A 13,590-nucleotide genomic window follows, 5' to 3' on the forward strand; every position below is an offset into this window, starting at 1 on the left:
GGGCATGACACAGCACGCGGACTCCCCACCGGCCGTCGCACCATCCCCTGAACACCAGCGCGGTGAGCCCACGCCGGGCGTGGGCCGACTCATCGGGCTGGACCTGGCCCGCGGCCTGGCCGTCTTCGGCATGTACGCGGTCCATGTGGGCCCCGCCCCGGACCAGGGCGGTGTCATCGGCTTCCTGATGGAGCTGGCGCAAGGCCGTTCCTCCGCCCTGTTCGCCGTCCTGGCCGGCTTCGCGGTCGCCCTCATCACCGGGCGCCGCACACCGAAGACCGGGCAGGCCGGCCGCCAGGCCGTCGCCAAGGTGATCATCCGGGCCGTGATCCTTCTGGCCCTCGGCACCGCCCTGACCATGACCGGCACCCCGGTCGTGCCGATCCTCGCCTTCTACGGACTGTTCTTCCTGCTCGTGCTCCCGCTGTACCGGCTGGGCGCGAAGCCGCTGGCGATGATCGCGGTGGGCTGGGCCCTGGTCGGCCCGCAGCTGTTGTACGCGCTGAAGCCGGTGGTCGGCGGCCGCGCGTTCCCGACCGTCGGCCAGGCCGACGGCGTCGTCTCGCTGCTCTTCACCGGCGGCTATCCGGCCCTGACCTGGGTCCCGTTCGTCATCGCCGGTATGGCTGTCGCCCGCTGCGACCTGGCCGCCACGGCCGTCCGGACACGCCTCGCCGCCACCGGCGTCGCCCTCGCCGTCACCGGCTACGGCGGCTCCTGGCTGGCGGTGCGGCTCGTGCCCGGTGCCGCCGAAGCCGTACGGGAGGCCGCGGGCGGCGGCACGTCGTCCATGTCGTCCGCCTCGCCCGGCAGTGACGGCATCTTCGGCGACGGCCCCGCCGGGATGCTGGTCGCCTCCCCGCACAGCGAGGCGACCCTGTCCATCGTGGGCAACACCGGTGTGGCGATCCTCGTGATCACCGCGTGCCTGGCCGCCGTGGACGCCTTCCCCCGGCTGCGCCGCCTGGCCGGGCCCGTCATCGCGGTCGGCTCGATGTCGCTGACGGCGTACGTCCTCCACATCGTCGCCATCTGGCTCCTGGACACCGAGGGAGCGGCCGTCCAGCCCTTGTACATCCTGCTCGGCTTCATCGTGTCCGTCACCGTCCTCGCCACCCTCTGGTCCCGCTTCTTCCGGAGGGGGCCGCTCGAATGGCTGATGGGCCGGGCGACCGCCATCGCCCGGCGCATCCACTGAGACGCATCCGAGCGCGACCAGATCCCCCTGCGCGTTGCCGCTGCTACGTCGTCGCCAGGGCTTCCGTCGGGGTCATGCGGGCTGCGCGCAGGGAGGGGTAGGCGCCGGCCAGCATGCCGATCAGGAGCGCGCCGCCCAACCCGGCGGTCACCGAGGTGAGCGGGATGACCGGTGGCCAGTCCTGATGGGCGGCGTAGGCGACGGTGGCCGGCTCCGGCTGCACCCCGAACCCCTGCGTCTGCGGGAACTCCTCGATCACGTGGCCGCCGCCCACCGAGGCCGGGCCGAAACCGCCGGCGTCACGCTCACCACCCGCGTCGAGGACACCCCCACCCTCCGCGCCGACCCGGTGCGGCTGCGCCAGGCCCTCGGCAACCTGCTGTCCAACGCCCTGCGGCACACCCCACCCGGAGGCACCGTCACCCTGAGCTGCCGCCGTGCCGGCGACCAGGTCGTGATCGAGGTCGCCGACACAGGCACCGGTATCGCCGCGGATGACCTGCCCCACGTCTTCGACCGCTTCTGGCGTGCCGACAAGTCCCGCAGCCGCCAGACCGGCGGCAGCGGCCTGGGCCTGGCCATCGTCCGCCAGCTCACCGAGTCCCACGGCGGCACGGTCTCGGTGACCAGCACCCCGCACACGCGAACGGTCTTCACCCTGCGCCTGCCGTACGCCTCCGACCAAGGGGTGACGCGGGCCGTTCGGTGACCGCTGTCCCCGGGTGCCGGGTGTCAGCCGAGCAGCTCGCCCGCCCGGGTGGCCGCCTCGGCCTCCGCCCTGCGCGTAGGCGCCCCCAGTGCCCAGAACAGGACGCCGAGGAGCATGAATCCGAGCAGCGGGAGGGCCTCCGTCAGGAGGTACTTGACGCGTTCGTGGTGGCTCCAGCCGTCCGGTGCGTAGTCCGGGCCGAACCACCCGTCGCCGGTGCCCGGGGCGACCAACTGGAGGCAGGCGAACAGGACGAGCAGGGTCAGGACGATGCTGATGGCGAGCGGGGCGGGCGCCTTGTACGGGCGCGGGACGTCCGGGGCCTTGCGGCGCAGCACCGCGAGCGCGGGGAAGATGCCCAGGTAGCTGACCAGGGTGGTGGAGACGGCCAGGCCCAGGACCGCGCCGAAGAGTTTCGCCGCGCTGCCGTTCGTGAGTTCGTGGGCCAGGACCAGGACGGCCGTGGAGACCAGCCCGCTGAGGACGTTGACGCGGACCGGCGTGCCGAAACGGCTGGAGATGACGCCGAGGAAGCGCGGGGCCGCGCCGTCGTAGCCGGAGACGGCGAGGGCGCGGTCGGAGCCCATCACCCAGGTCACGCCCGAGGACAGCACGGTGAGGATGAACAGGACCGCGGCCAGGTCCCCGAGCACGCTCCCGGCGCCGCTGAGGGTGGCGGTGCCGTCGCCGGCGACATGGCCGCCGTAGACCGTGAAGACCTGGCGGATCGCGTCGATGAAGCCGCCGAGGCCGCTGATGGCCTTGACGGGCAGTACGAGCAGGATGCCGAGGATCGGCAGGGCGTAGAGGAGCACGGAGAGGGCGGCGCTGCGGAAGACGGCGTACGGCACGTCCTTCTGGGCGTCGGTCATCTCGTCGCCCGCGGTGCTCGGGAGTTCGAAGCCGACGTAGTTGAACATCAGGACGGGCACCAGGCCGACGAAGCCCGCGTACGTCGGGGAGAAGTCGCCGAGTCCGAATCCGTGCAGGCCGTGCTGGACGCCGTAGACGACGACCGTGGCGGTGAACAGGCCGAGCAGGAGGAAGCGGCTCCACGCGCCGATGGTGGGGATCCACTTGCCGACGTCGAAGGAGAGGATCGCGGCGAGGACCCCGATCCAGACGAAGGCGAGGGTGAAGACGTAGAAGGCCGGGGTGCTCAGGTCCTTGCCGCCGTTGAAGAAGGTCGTGTACGCGGTGACGGCGGAGACGGAGAGGGTGCCGCCGAGCCAGACCGGATTGGTGATCCAGTAGAGGAAGTTGTTGACCGCGCCGGCCAGGCGGCCGAAGGCGCGGCTGGTCCAGATGTAGGGGCCGCCCTCGTCGGGGAACGCGGCGCCGAGTTCGGCGGTCAGCAGGGCCGAGGGGACGAAGAACACGGCGGCCAGCACGAGGAGCCAGGTGAACGCCTCCGCGCCGGAGGAGGCCACCGTGCCGATGGTGTCCACGCCCACGATGGTGCACAGCAGGAAGAACAGGATGTCGAAGCGGCCGAAGTGCTTGCGCAGCTTCTGGCGTTCCGACCGGGCTGCCGTCGGCGCGTCCGCCGGCTCTGAGGTTATGGGGCCAGCGGTCACCAGGGGGCTCCTGCCGATGAGCGGTACAGGCGGAATTCGGCCAATGATCGGCGCCGCCGCACATGCTCACAAGCGTTCATTGGGAACTCTTGACCGGATATTGCCGAAAAGGCACAGGGATACGTCGGCCACGAGGAGAGTGCTCTAGGTGTCCGCGAGCTCCGCGCGCAGGGAGTCGCGCAGTCGGCGGAGGTCGTCGGCGGGACGGCCCAGGCCGTTGAGGTGCAGACGGGCCGCCTCGGTGCGGTCGACGGGGCGGACGGTGAAGGCCAGGTTCATCGAGGCCCGCAGCATCCACAGGTCGTAGGCGAGCAGCCGGGCCGCGCGGGCCTGCGCCGCCACCAGGTCCGGGTCGCTCGTCCCCAGGTCCTCAAGCCGGGCGCGCAGCCGGTGCAGGGCGATGCTCTGCTGCCCGCAGTCGCGTGCCGTACCGCGCGACACCGGACCGGGTTCGCCGCATGCGGCCACCGCCTCGTCGGCCGGCGTCTGCGCGGCCACCGCCTCGTCCAGCACCGCGACGAGCGCCCGCAACTGGTCCGGGCGCGACGGGCGCGACGGGCGGACGGGGGCCGGGCGGCGATGGGGGCGCGGGAGTGGCCGTACGGCGGCGAGCAGGTCCACGGCGGCGAGCCACCGCCCGGCCCCGAGTCGCCGTATGGCCGCGCGCCACCGCGGAACACCGAGCCGCCGTGCCACTCGGGGCGCGGGCGCGTCCTGAGTTGTGCTTGTGCGCATGGCCCCTCCTGGCGTCCGTGGCGTCTGTGGCGGCCCCCCGGCTGGGGCTGCGGGTCGTCGCGACCGAGTGGTCCCGGCGGTGCGTGCCGCGGGGCCCCGCGACAGCGATGTTCCAGGCCCCGGCGGCAGGTTTCCGCGGCCGCGGAGAACCGGGCCCCGCCCGTCGCCCGCGGCGGCCCCGGGCTGCGGGCCCCGTGACCGTGGTGGTCCCGGCGTCGGTGCCGCGGCCGGCAGGGCCCGCGACCGCGATGCTCCAGGCCCGGCCGGTGAGGGCCTGCGCGACCGGCGCGGTCCCGGGCCGCGGGGCCCGCGACCGCGACATTCCGAGTCCGGCCGGTGGGGCCTGGGTCACCGCGGAACGGGGCCCGTCGGCAGGGCCTCGCGACCGCGGAGAACCGGGCCCCGCCCGTCTTGTCCCTCCAGTGTGCGCCTCGTGCGCGGCCGGGTGTTCCTGTGCGTCCCGTCCGGCAAGGCTTGATCGGGCGTTCTCAGGGGTAGTTGTCCTCCCCCGGGAGTAGCGGGAGGCGGTGCGGTCGTCCCGGGGAGGCAGGGCAGGTGCCTCCGTGGGCACGATGTGCGGGCGGGTCTCGGGGACGAGGCTGGTTCGTGTCGGGGAACAGAAAACCAGCCCGAGGAGGGCGCCATGAACCGCCAGATCCGCGTTCGCGTCAGCCGTCGGCCCTCGTCCTCCCGTGACACCCGGCAGCCCGAGATCGACCGCAGGACACCGTCGGGACGGCTGCTGCCGTACTGACACCGGTCCGGGCAATCCCTCGACGTCACGACCGTCCACGGGCGGTCGACATCCTCTCCGGCACACCGGCCCCGTAGCGCCGGTACAGCCCGGCCGCAGCTCCACGCCCGGCAGCGGTACACCCACCGCCCCGGCGCGTGGCTCGACGTCCGCAGGACCGCCCGCTCGTCGACCCGCCCCTCGGCGTCAGTTCAGGCAACGGTCGATCGCCGTCCGCAGCGCCTGCCGCAGCTCCGGCGACGGCAGCGGGCCACCGCCCCCGGCCTCTGCCGTGACCACCGCCGCGACCTTGCGCAGCTTGGTGTTGGAGAGCTGGGAGGCCTCCCGCAGGACGTTCCACGCCTGGTCCGAGGAGCAGGCGTGGGTGGCCATCAGGACCCCACGTGCCTGGTCGATGACCGGGCGGCTGACGATCGCCCGCCGGAGCTGCTCGACCTCCGTGCGCAGCAGGTCCAGCTGTTCCGCGCGCTCCAGGACCACCGCGGAGGGCACGGGCTCGCGGTGGGTCTTGGGGCCGTGCAGCGGATCGTCGGGATCCAGACCGGCCATCTCCAGGACGCGGCGCGGCTGGTCGTTCCAGCCGGTCGCCGTCACCCGTACGCGACGGCGGCGGCCGTAGGTGTCGAGGACCTCCAGACACCGCAGTCCCGTCGTGTCCATGAAGGCGACGCCGGTCAGGTCCAGATCGACCCGGCCGGTGCCGTCCGGCAGCCGCGCCAGGGCCTTGGTCAGGGTGTCCGCACTGCCGTGGATCAGATCGCCGCGCAGGACGAGCACGGCCCTGCCCCCCTCCACGCCTACGTCGATGGTCAGGTTGTTCAGTCGCCCTGCGAGCGATGTGTGTGCCGCTGAGCTCATGTCCGCCTCGCTGCTCCCCACAGTCGTCACGACGTTGAGTCACCGATCGCCACCGGCTCCCGGCCCGGTCCGAGGGTGTGGCCGCGCGGGACCCGGCGGTGCTGGAATGCGCCTGCCCGGCGCGTCGGCGAGTACACCCGGCGCATTGGGGAGTGACAGGCGCTTCCCGGGGGTAAACGCGGTCTCGTCCAGGTAGTGGCGGAGAGACGTTTCTGGCGGGGAGACGTATCGAAGGGAAGACAGCCCGGTCGGGAGAGTGGAGAGCAGGTGTGGACATATGGCCCGAGACGCCCCGGCGCCGCCGTCCGGCGGGCGGGAGCGCGGTGACGACGCCGTGAACGCCGTGGTCGAGACCGCGGGCCCGTTCGTGCATCCCGCGCTCTTCTACCGCGACGAGCGGGAGTACCTCGCCGGTGTGGTGCCGTTCGTACGCAAGGCGCTCGCCGCCGGGGAACCGGTGGCCGTGGCCGTGCCCACCGAGAACCTGCGGCTGCTGAAGGCGGAGATCGGCACCGGGGAGGCCGTACGGTTCCTCGACATGCGGGAGGCCGGGCGCAACCCCGGCCGGATCATCCCGGGGGTGCTGCGCGCCTTCGCCGACGCCCAGCCGCCGGGCACCCGGGTGCGGATCGTCGGTGAGCCGATCTGGGCCGGCCGCACGGCCACCGAGTACCCGGCCTGCGTCCAGCACGAGGCGCTGATCAACGCGGCCTTCCAGGGCCGCCCGGTCACCATCCTGTGCCCGTACGACACCCGGCGCCTCGACCCGCAGGCCGTGGCCGACGCCTACGCCACCCACCCCGTGGTCGTCGACGCCGGCTCCGGGCGCGAGGAGGAGAGCGGACGGTACGACTTCGAGGCCGTGCACGCCCGCTACAACACACCGCTGCCACCGGCCCCGGACGTGCCGGCCCACGCCTTCGTCGCCGACGTGCTCGGCGAGATCCGGCACTTCGCCACCGACGCGGCCGAGCGGCTCGGACTCGGGCGGCCCCGGCTCGAGGACCTGGCGCTGGCCGTCGCCGAGCTGACCACCAACAGCGTGGTGCACGGCGGCGGTTCGGGCCTGCTGCGGGTGTGGGCCGAGGACGGGCACGTGGTGTGCGAGGTCCGCGACCGGGGACACCTCAGCGACCTGCTGGCCGGCCGCCGGCCGCCCTCGCGGGACCAGCACGGCGGCCGCGGCCTCCTGATCGTCAACCTCGTCGCCGATCTCGTGCGGGTGCACACCGGGCCGGAGGGCTCCACGGTCCGCTGCTGGTTCGCCCTCTGACCCGCGCGGGTCAGAGGGGCCTCAGGGGATCCGGCCGCCGCCCGGCGACCCTACGGTCTTGGTGTCCCGGCCGCAGCGGAGAACGGGGAGACGTGGACGCCGTACACATCACCGGTACGACGCGGCTGTACGCCGTGCTGGGCGACCCGGTACGCCAGGTACGGGCGCCCGCCCTGCTCAACCCCGTGTTCGCCCGGCTCGGACGGGACGCCGTACTGGTCCCCGTACAGGTCCGGCCGGACGGACTGCCGGAGTTGATCCGAGCCCTGACCGCCGTGGGCAACCTGGACGGGCTGCTCGTCACGGTTCCCCGCAAGCAGACCTGCCGGCGGCTCGCCGACTCCGTCACCGACGCCGCACTGAGCGGCTCGGTCAACGCGCTGCGCCGGCGACCCGGCGGCGGCGCGGTGGACGATGGTGCGCGGATGGACTGAAGGAAGAGCTCGGGGGCGTCGAACGACGCGGAATCCGTCTGGTCAAGGAGCGGGGAAACGCGCATGATTGCCCCCTGAGGACGTGTTTGAGCAGGGCAAACGTCGAGCTGGACGTCCTGGAGGCCCGATGGGGCGCCGCGCCAAAACAGTACCAGTTGGTTGGTTTTTTGTGAGGGGGGAAGACAAACTGGTATCGGTTCACGGAAGGGGTTGGTGGCGTGGTCAGGCAGGAACGCGCGGAGGTCACTCGGGCGGCCATTCTCGACGGGGCGGCACGCGCCTTCGACGCGGAGGGGTACCACGGGACGACACTCGGTGACATCGTCAAAGAGGCGGGAGTGACGAAGGGCGCCCTCTACTTCCACTTCGCGTCGAAGGAGGAGCTCGCCCAGGCGCTCATCGACGAACAGTTCTCCGTCCTGGATCCGACGGCGGGCGGCGAGAAACCCGGGGTGCAGACCGTCATCAACACGCTGCACACCATGGCCCGGCAGCTGGTGGACGACGTTCGTGTGCGGGCCGGTATCCGGCTGGTCATCGACCAGAGCTCCAAGACGGGCATCGTCAGCGAGCCGTACACCCGGTGGATCGAGCTCTTCCGGGGCTGCCTGGTCCACGCCCAGGAGCGCGGGGACGTCAAGGCGGACGTCGACCCCGGCCGGGTGGCCCGGCTCATCGTCGGTTCCTGGACCGGACTCCAGCTCAGTTCCCAAGTGCTCACCGGTCGCGCGGACTTGAGAGAGGAGACCACCCTCATGTGGGAGATGCTGCTGCCGAGCATCGTCCCGCCGCGCAGGCTGTCCCGCTTCCGCTCGGAGGGCAGCGTCCGCGACGGCGTGCGCGAACTGGTCGGCGTCGAGTAGCGGCGGTGCGGTACGCGGAGGCGGCGGTGCGGGGGTTGCCGTGGTCGCCGCGTACCGGCGGGAGAGTTCCCGGAGGTGCCGCCGTGCGCCGATCCGTCCCGGCCCGCCGGGGAGGCTCCGGGGCGCCGTCCAACGCCATCCGCAGCCCCGGCGCCGACCCGCCCCGGCGGAAAAGCAACCGACTGCGACCGTCGCGTGTCCTCAGCGTCCGCCCCGGAGTGGGGCCTGCGGCGGCCCTGGGCTGTCGCCCGGTTGGCCTTCGCGGATGCTCCGGCCGTCATCCGGCAGCGTGGTCGCCGCCTGTCGTGGGCAGCCCGCCCGGGAGTGGGGCCCGGGCCGTCACCCGGATGCCCGTGCACGTCCACCTCGCTGCGGTGGTCGCCTGGTCGGGGTGGGTGGCGTGCCCCGGAGTGGGGCCTGCCGTGGCCCCCGGCTGTCGCCGGGGGGCCGCCATTTCCGCGGGGGACATCCCCGAACTGCTCGCACTCGGCGTGGCGGCCGTCTTCGCCCCGGGGACGCCGACCAGGGAGATCACCGACTGGGTGCACACCCGCCCGGGCCGAGCGGCGGTCTGACACCGAGCCGCCCACCTTCGTCTCCGATGTGCTCGGCGAGATCCGGCACTGCGCGACCGACGCGCCCGAGCACGGATGCAGCTCGGCTCCCAGGTCCTCAGCGGGCGGGCCGACCTGGCCGAGGGGACCACTCCCCTGTGGGAGCTGCTGCCGAGCATCGTGCCGCCGCGGCGACTGGAGCGGTTCCGTCCCGAGGGCATGGCGCTGGTGCCCGAGATGGTCTGACGGGGTCTCACGGGGGTGCGTGAAGATCGCCGTGGCGCCTGCCGTGCCTCAGGTGGCCAGCGGGTCGAGCGACAGCGGCTCGATGCGGCCCTCCAGCATGTACCCCAGTCCCTGTACGGCGCAGACGTCGGGCCGCTCGGCGATGTGCACCGGCATTCCGGTCGCCTGCCGCAGCATCTGGTCGAGCCCAGGGAGCAGGGCGGAACCGCCGACCATCATGATCCCGCGATCGGCGAGGTCGGCCACCAGGTCGGGCGGACAGTTGCGCAGCACCCGGCCGATCCCGTCCAGGACGGCGGTCAGCGGGGTCTCGATCGCGTCCCGTACGGCGGCGGTGTCGACCTGCACGGAGCGCGCGAGGCCGGTGGCGACGTCCCGGCCGTGGATCTCGGTGGAGGCGGGGCCCTGTGGGGTGAGGCCGTTGCCGGAGAGGGCGAGCTGCAGCGGTCGTACGGACTGGCTCGGCAGCATCAGCTCGTGCTCGTGACGCAGGTGCTGCACGATCGCGTGATCGACGGCCTCACCGCCGACCGGGATGCGCTCGGCGGTCACGATCGACCCGAGCGAGAGCACGGCGACCTGGGTGGCTGCGGCCCCGCACACCATGATCATGGTGGCCTCGGGCCGCTCGACGGGCAGTCCGCAGCCGACGGCGGCGGCGATGAGGGTGTCCACGAGTTCCACGCGCCGCGCCCCGAGTCCCACGAGGGTCTCGATCGCCGCGCGCCGGGCCAGCGGGTCGGCGTCGTGCGGGGTGCAGGCGGCGGCCCGCAGGCGGGGCTTGCGGCGCAGATTGCGGCGGATCTTGTCGCCGAGCAGATGGCGCAGCATGCGCTGGGCCATCTCGATGTCGACGACGGTGCCGCCGGAGACGGGCCGTACGACACGGATGTAGTCGGGGGTGCGGCCCGTCATCTTCTCGGCGAACTCGCCGACCGCGATCAGCGCGCCGGTACGGGTGTTCACGGCGGCGGCCGACGGCTGGTCGACGACGAGCCCGGCCCCCCGCACGTACACCCGCGTCCTCGCCGCACCCAGGTCGACGGCGAAGTGGCAGCGGCGCAGCTGCTCCAGACTGGCGGTCATCGCAGGTCCTCCCGAGAGCACAGACCGTGGGCCGCGCCGGGTGGCGGGCTTAGTGGCATTGTGCGGCGGTGAGGGAGGAGCGGCCCTTATTGAGGGGCCGGGTGGGGTGCGGCTAAATGGGCGTTTTTGTCATTTATGCCTGATGTGAATGTTTTGTAAGTCATGGCAGTGTTTTCCTCTCGGCGTGGGCGATCACCCCGAGCTCCACCAAGTCCTGTGGCCGGATCCGCAGTTGGTCCGCGGTCGCCTCGATCTCCGCCCGCGGTCGCTTGAGGATCGCCGCCGCCGGTTCGGGTGCGATCACGGAGAAATAGCTGTCCGGGGTGGCGTACGTGGCGCCGGGTGCCGCCAGGGCCAGGGCGCCGCCGGAGCCGCCCTCGCCGATGAGAAGGGTGGTGATCGGGGTGCGGGCGGAGGCGACCGTGGTGAACAGGTCGGCGATGGCCGCGCCCGCGCCCTGACGTTCGGCCTCCGCGTCGTTGGCCGCGCCCGGGGTGTCCACCAGGGTGAGCACCGGGATGCCCAGCCGGTCGGCGAGGCGGATCAGGCGGGTGGCGGTGCGGTAGCCGGCGGGGCGGGTCGCCGTGCCGGTCTGGGCGGCGTAGGCGATCGTGCGGCCCCCGCGCTCGCCGAAGCCGCACAGCATGCCCGGGTCGGTGCCGCCGCAGCGGTCCCCGGAGAGGGCCGCGCGGTGGGTGAAGTAGGCGTCCAGGTAGGCGGTCGCGCGCGGGCGCCCCGCGGAACGGGCACGCCGGACCGCGTCCCACCCGGTGGCGGGGAGATCGGTGGCGCCGAGCGGGGCGGGGACGGGGGCGGGTTCGGTGTGCGGTGGGGGGTGGTCCGTGTCGGTCGGGTCCGGCGGTGGGGGGTTGGTGCTGCCGGGTCCGGCTACCGGTGCGGGATGGGCCGCGTCGGTGGTGCCGGATGTGGGGTGTCCTGCGGGGGTGACGGACGGGGTGGGGTGGGCCGCGTCGGTCAGGTCCGGGGGGCGGGTGCTTCCGGGTGCGGCGTGTCCTGCCGGTTCGGCGCGCGGTGTGGGGCGGGCCTCGCCGGTCGGGTCCGTGGGCGTGGAGTCGGTGCTGCCGGGTGCCGAGTCGCGGGGGACGGGTGCCGCGTCGGCGGCACTGTCCGACGGCCTCGCCAGCAACCGCAGCCACATCCCCAGCGTCCGCCGCAGCTCCTCCGGCCGTACGACCGCGTCCGCCGCCCCCGCCGCCACCTGGGCCTCCGCCGTGTACGCCGACGGGTCGGCGTCCGGGGGGCGGACCCGGGAGCCCGCGAAGCCGACCTGGGCGCCCGGAAGGGCGAGGACGACGTCCGCGCCGGCGCCCAGGGTGGCCCAGCCGCCGCCCGTGGTGGGGTCGCGCAGTACCGCGATCTGGGGGAGACCGGCCTGCCGGGTGAGGGCCGACTGGCGGGCCACGCGCTGAAGTTGGGTCAGGGCGAGCATGCCCTCCTGCATACGGCTGCCGCCCGTGGCCACCAACGGGACGACGGGAAGCCGGTGTTCGCGGGCGTACCGGTACGCCGCCTCCAGACGGTCCCCGGTGCGTTCGCCCAGCGAGCCGCCGAGGAAGCCGAACTCGAAGGCGATCAGGACGGCTCGGGTGCCCTCGACGCGCGCGGTGCCGCAGATGACCGACTCCTGCTCGCCGGTGCGTTCGGCGGCACGGGCGCGCGAGGCGTCGTAGCCCTGCCAGGCGAGCGGTCCGTCGGGCTTCGACTGCCGTTCGGGGTACGGGATTTCGGCGAAGTGGTCGGTCACCAGGGCCACGGCCTCACGGGCGGACAGGCGCCCGGCGGGCAGGCGCCCGGCGGGCAGGCGCCCGGCGGGCAGGCGCTCAGCCATGCAGCGCCCGCTTCATGATCTTCCCCATGTCGTTGCGGGGGAGGGCGGTGAGGTGGTGGACGACCCGCGGACGCTTGTGGGGGGCGAGGCGGGTGGCCACGTGGTCCGCCAACTCGTCCAAGGCGGGCGGGGACTGGGGATCCTGCGGGACGATCCACGCCACGATCCGCTCGCCCAGATCAGGGTCCGGCTCCCCGGTCACGGCGGCCTCCCGCACCCCCGGGTGTTCGAGCAGCGCGTTCTCGATCTCGCCCGCCCCGATCTTGTAACCCCCGCTCTTGATCAGGTCGGTGGCCTTCCGGCCGACGATCCGGACGTATCCGTCCGCGTCCCGCACCGCCATGTCCCCCGTGCGGAACCAGCCGTCCGCCGTGAACGCCGCCGCCGTAGCGTCCGGCCGGTTGAGGTACTCGGTGAACAGGTTCGGCCCGCGCACCTGGATCTCACCGACCGTCTCGCCGTCGTACGACGTGATCGGCGACCCGTCCTCCTCCACCAGCCGCAGCTCCACGCCCGGCAGCGGTACGCCCACGGTCCCGGCGCGTGGCTCGCCGTCCGCGCGCACGCTGGTGTTCATCAGGGTCTCCGTCATGCCGTAGCGCTCGATGACCCGGCGGCCGGTCGTTGCCGTGATGCGCTCGTGGTCGTGGACGGGGAGTGCCGCCGAGCCGGAGACGAGCAGCCGGGCCCCGCCCAGTGCCTTCACCAACTCGGGGTCTGTCGCCAGGGTTTCGGCGATGCGGTGGTACATCGTCGGGACGCCGAAGAGCATGGTCGCGCCGGCGTTCAGCTCACGGGCCACCCCGTCCGTGCTGAACCGGCCGAGGTGACGGACCGAGCCGCCGCGGCGGAGCGGGCCGAGGATGCCGAGGACCAGGCCGTGCACATGGAAGAGGGGCAGGCCGTGCACCAGGACGTCGTCCGACGTCCACTGCCAGGCGTCGGCGAGGGCGTCCAGGGTGGTGGCGATGGCCCGGCGGGGGAGCACGGCGCCCTTCGGCGGGCCCGTGGTGCCGGAGGTGTAGACGACCAGGGCGGGGTCGCCGTCCTGCGCCGCACTGTCGGAGGCGGTGCGGCCGGTGGCGTGCACGTCGATGTCGACGCGCTCCAAGTGACCTACGGCTGCGGGTAGTTCGGCACCCGGCGGGACGAGCAGCAGGCCCGGCCTGCTGTCGTTCAGGATGTGCCCGAGCTCCTTCTCCCCGGACTTCGGGTTGAGCGGCACCGCGGCGACACCGGCCTCCAGCGCCGCCACCACGGCCACCGCGGTCTCCAGTTCCGCGGTCGCCCAGACGGCCACGCGGTCGTACGGCGCGAGACGGCCCGCCAGGGCGCCGGTCGCGGCCGCGAGATGCGCGTAGGTGAGTGAGCGGTCGCCGAACCGCAGGGCGGGACGGTCCGCCGTGGCGCCCCTGAGGGCCGGGAAGAGAGAGGTCACGCTTCACAACTCCTAA

13 protein-coding genes and 1 pseudogene are annotated in these 13,590 nt (G+C 73.3%); 7 read left to right on the forward strand and 7 right to left on the reverse strand.

Annotation, left to right across the window (positions count from 1 at the left end; genetic code table 11):
- The first annotated feature begins 4 nt into the window (after window positions 1-4).
- The gene (locus OG841_RS31805; protein ID WP_371567490.1) at window positions 5-1,198 is read left to right on the forward strand and encodes a DUF418 domain-containing protein; all 1,194 of its coding nucleotides are present in this window, start codon (window positions 5-7) and stop codon (window positions 1,196-1,198) included.
- A 43-nt stretch (window positions 1,199-1,241) separates the two neighbouring features.
- Here OG841_RS31805 and OG841_RS31810 read toward each other — a convergent pair whose 3' ends face one another.
- Window positions 1,242-1,457: an ABC transporter permease gene (locus OG841_RS31810; protein ID WP_371571075.1), complete on the reverse strand. Its 216-nt coding sequence runs from the start codon at window positions 1,455-1,457 to the stop codon at window positions 1,242-1,244.
- Here OG841_RS31810 and OG841_RS31815 point away from each other — a divergent pair.
- A pseudogene (locus tag OG841_RS31815) lies at window positions 1,398-1,907 on the forward strand (sensor histidine kinase); the annotation flags it as partial. The gene OG841_RS31810 and the pseudogene OG841_RS31815 overlap by 60 nt on opposite strands.
- A gap of 23 nt (window positions 1,908-1,930) precedes the next feature.
- Here the strand turns inward: OG841_RS31815 and OG841_RS31820 are convergent.
- From OG841_RS31820 to OG841_RS31830, 3 genes are all read right to left on the reverse strand, one after another.
- Window positions 1,931-3,484: an APC family permease gene (locus tag OG841_RS31820; protein WP_328638243.1), complete on the reverse strand. Its 1,554-nt coding sequence runs from the start codon at window positions 3,482-3,484 to the stop codon at window positions 1,931-1,933.
- A 144-nt stretch (window positions 3,485-3,628) separates the two neighbouring features.
- Window positions 3,629-4,219 carry a hypothetical protein gene (locus tag OG841_RS31825; RefSeq protein ID WP_371567492.1) on the reverse strand — a complete coding sequence of 197 codons (591 nt, stop codon included), beginning with the start codon at window positions 4,217-4,219 and terminating at the stop codon, window positions 3,629-3,631.
- Between the two features lie 940 nt (window positions 4,220-5,159).
- Window positions 5,160-5,831, reverse strand: coding sequence for an ANTAR domain-containing protein (locus OG841_RS31830; protein ID WP_371567494.1), 672 nt, complete (start codon window positions 5,829-5,831; stop codon window positions 5,160-5,162).
- A gap of 277 nt (window positions 5,832-6,108) precedes the next feature.
- On the opposite strand from OG841_RS31830, the gene OG841_RS31835 reads away from it, so the two are divergent.
- The 5 genes from OG841_RS31835 (at window position 6,109) to OG841_RS31855 (ending at window position 9,201) form a co-directional block, all read left to right on the forward strand.
- The gene (locus OG841_RS31835) at window positions 6,109-7,104 is read left to right on the forward strand and encodes an anti-sigma factor RsbA family regulatory protein (RefSeq protein WP_371567496.1); all 996 of its coding nucleotides are present in this window, start codon (window positions 6,109-6,111) and stop codon (window positions 7,102-7,104) included.
- Window positions 7,105-7,196: 92 nt separating this feature from the next.
- Window positions 7,197-7,538 carry a hypothetical protein gene (locus OG841_RS31840; RefSeq protein ID WP_371567498.1) on the forward strand — a complete coding sequence of 114 codons (342 nt, stop codon included), beginning with the start codon at window positions 7,197-7,199 and terminating at the stop codon, window positions 7,536-7,538.
- A 218-nt stretch (window positions 7,539-7,756) separates the two neighbouring features.
- The gene (locus OG841_RS31845; RefSeq protein WP_328638239.1) at window positions 7,757-8,401 is read left to right on the forward strand and encodes a ScbR family autoregulator-binding transcription factor; all 645 of its coding nucleotides are present in this window, start codon (window positions 7,757-7,759) and stop codon (window positions 8,399-8,401) included.
- 347 nt (window positions 8,402-8,748) lie between these two features.
- A complete protein-coding gene (locus tag OG841_RS31850) occupies window positions 8,749-8,976 on the forward strand; it encodes a hypothetical protein (protein ID WP_365117521.1) in 228 nt (75 codons plus the stop codon).
- A 75-nt stretch (window positions 8,977-9,051) separates the two neighbouring features.
- Entirely contained in the window at window positions 9,052-9,201 is a 150-nt protein-coding gene (locus OG841_RS31855; protein ID WP_328638237.1) for a hypothetical protein, read from the forward strand.
- A gap of 48 nt (window positions 9,202-9,249) precedes the next feature.
- Here the strand turns inward: OG841_RS31855 and OG841_RS31860 are convergent, their stop codons facing one another.
- From OG841_RS31860 to OG841_RS31870, 3 genes are all read right to left on the reverse strand, one after another.
- Window positions 9,250-10,287 carry a rod shape-determining protein gene (locus OG841_RS31860; RefSeq protein ID WP_328638236.1) on the reverse strand — a complete coding sequence of 346 codons (1,038 nt, stop codon included), beginning with the start codon at window positions 10,285-10,287 and terminating at the stop codon, window positions 9,250-9,252.
- Window positions 10,288-10,447: 160 nt separating this feature from the next.
- Complete coding sequence (locus tag OG841_RS31865) at window positions 10,448-12,136, reverse strand: carboxyl transferase domain-containing protein (protein ID WP_371567500.1); 1,689 nt, start codon at window positions 12,134-12,136, stop codon at window positions 10,448-10,450.
- Window positions 12,129-13,574, reverse strand: a complete 1,446-nt coding sequence (locus OG841_RS31870; protein WP_371567501.1) for an acyl-CoA synthetase — start codon at window positions 13,572-13,574, stop codon at window positions 12,129-12,131. The genes OG841_RS31865 and OG841_RS31870 overlap by 8 nt, the downstream gene beginning before the upstream one ends.
- Window positions 13,575-13,590: the final 16 nt, after the last annotated feature.

Origin of the sequence: Streptomyces canus (assembly GCF_041435015.1) — a bacterium.
Classification (GTDB): Bacteria; Actinomycetota; Actinomycetes; order Streptomycetales; family Streptomycetaceae; genus Streptomyces; species Streptomyces canus_G.

Coding starts and splice junctions, on each gene's coding strand:
- OG841_RS31850 (WP_365117521.1), top strand. CDS start 8,749: ATGCCCGTGCACGTCCACCTCGCTGCGGTGGTCGCCTGGTCGGGGTGG.
- OG841_RS31835 (WP_371567496.1), top strand. CDS start 6,109: ATGGCCCGAGACGCCCCGGCGCCGCCGTCCGGCGGGCGGGAGCGCGGT.
- OG841_RS31830 (WP_371567494.1), bottom strand. CDS start 5,831: ATGAGCTCAGCGGCACACACATCGCTCGCAGGGCGACTGAACAACCTG.
- OG841_RS31860 (WP_328638236.1), bottom strand. CDS start 10,287: ATGACCGCCAGTCTGGAGCAGCTGCGCCGCTGCCACTTCGCCGTCGAC.
- OG841_RS31865 (WP_371567500.1), bottom strand. CDS start 12,136: ATGGCTGAGCGCCTGCCCGCCGGGCGCCTGCCCGCCGGGCGCCTGCCC.
- OG841_RS31805 (WP_371567490.1), top strand. CDS start 5: ATGACACAGCACGCGGACTCCCCACCGGCCGTCGCACCATCCCCTGAA.
- OG841_RS31855 (WP_328638237.1), top strand. CDS start 9,052: ATGCAGCTCGGCTCCCAGGTCCTCAGCGGGCGGGCCGACCTGGCCGAG.
- OG841_RS31825 (WP_371567492.1), bottom strand. CDS start 4,219: ATGCGCACAAGCACAACTCAGGACGCGCCCGCGCCCCGAGTGGCACGG.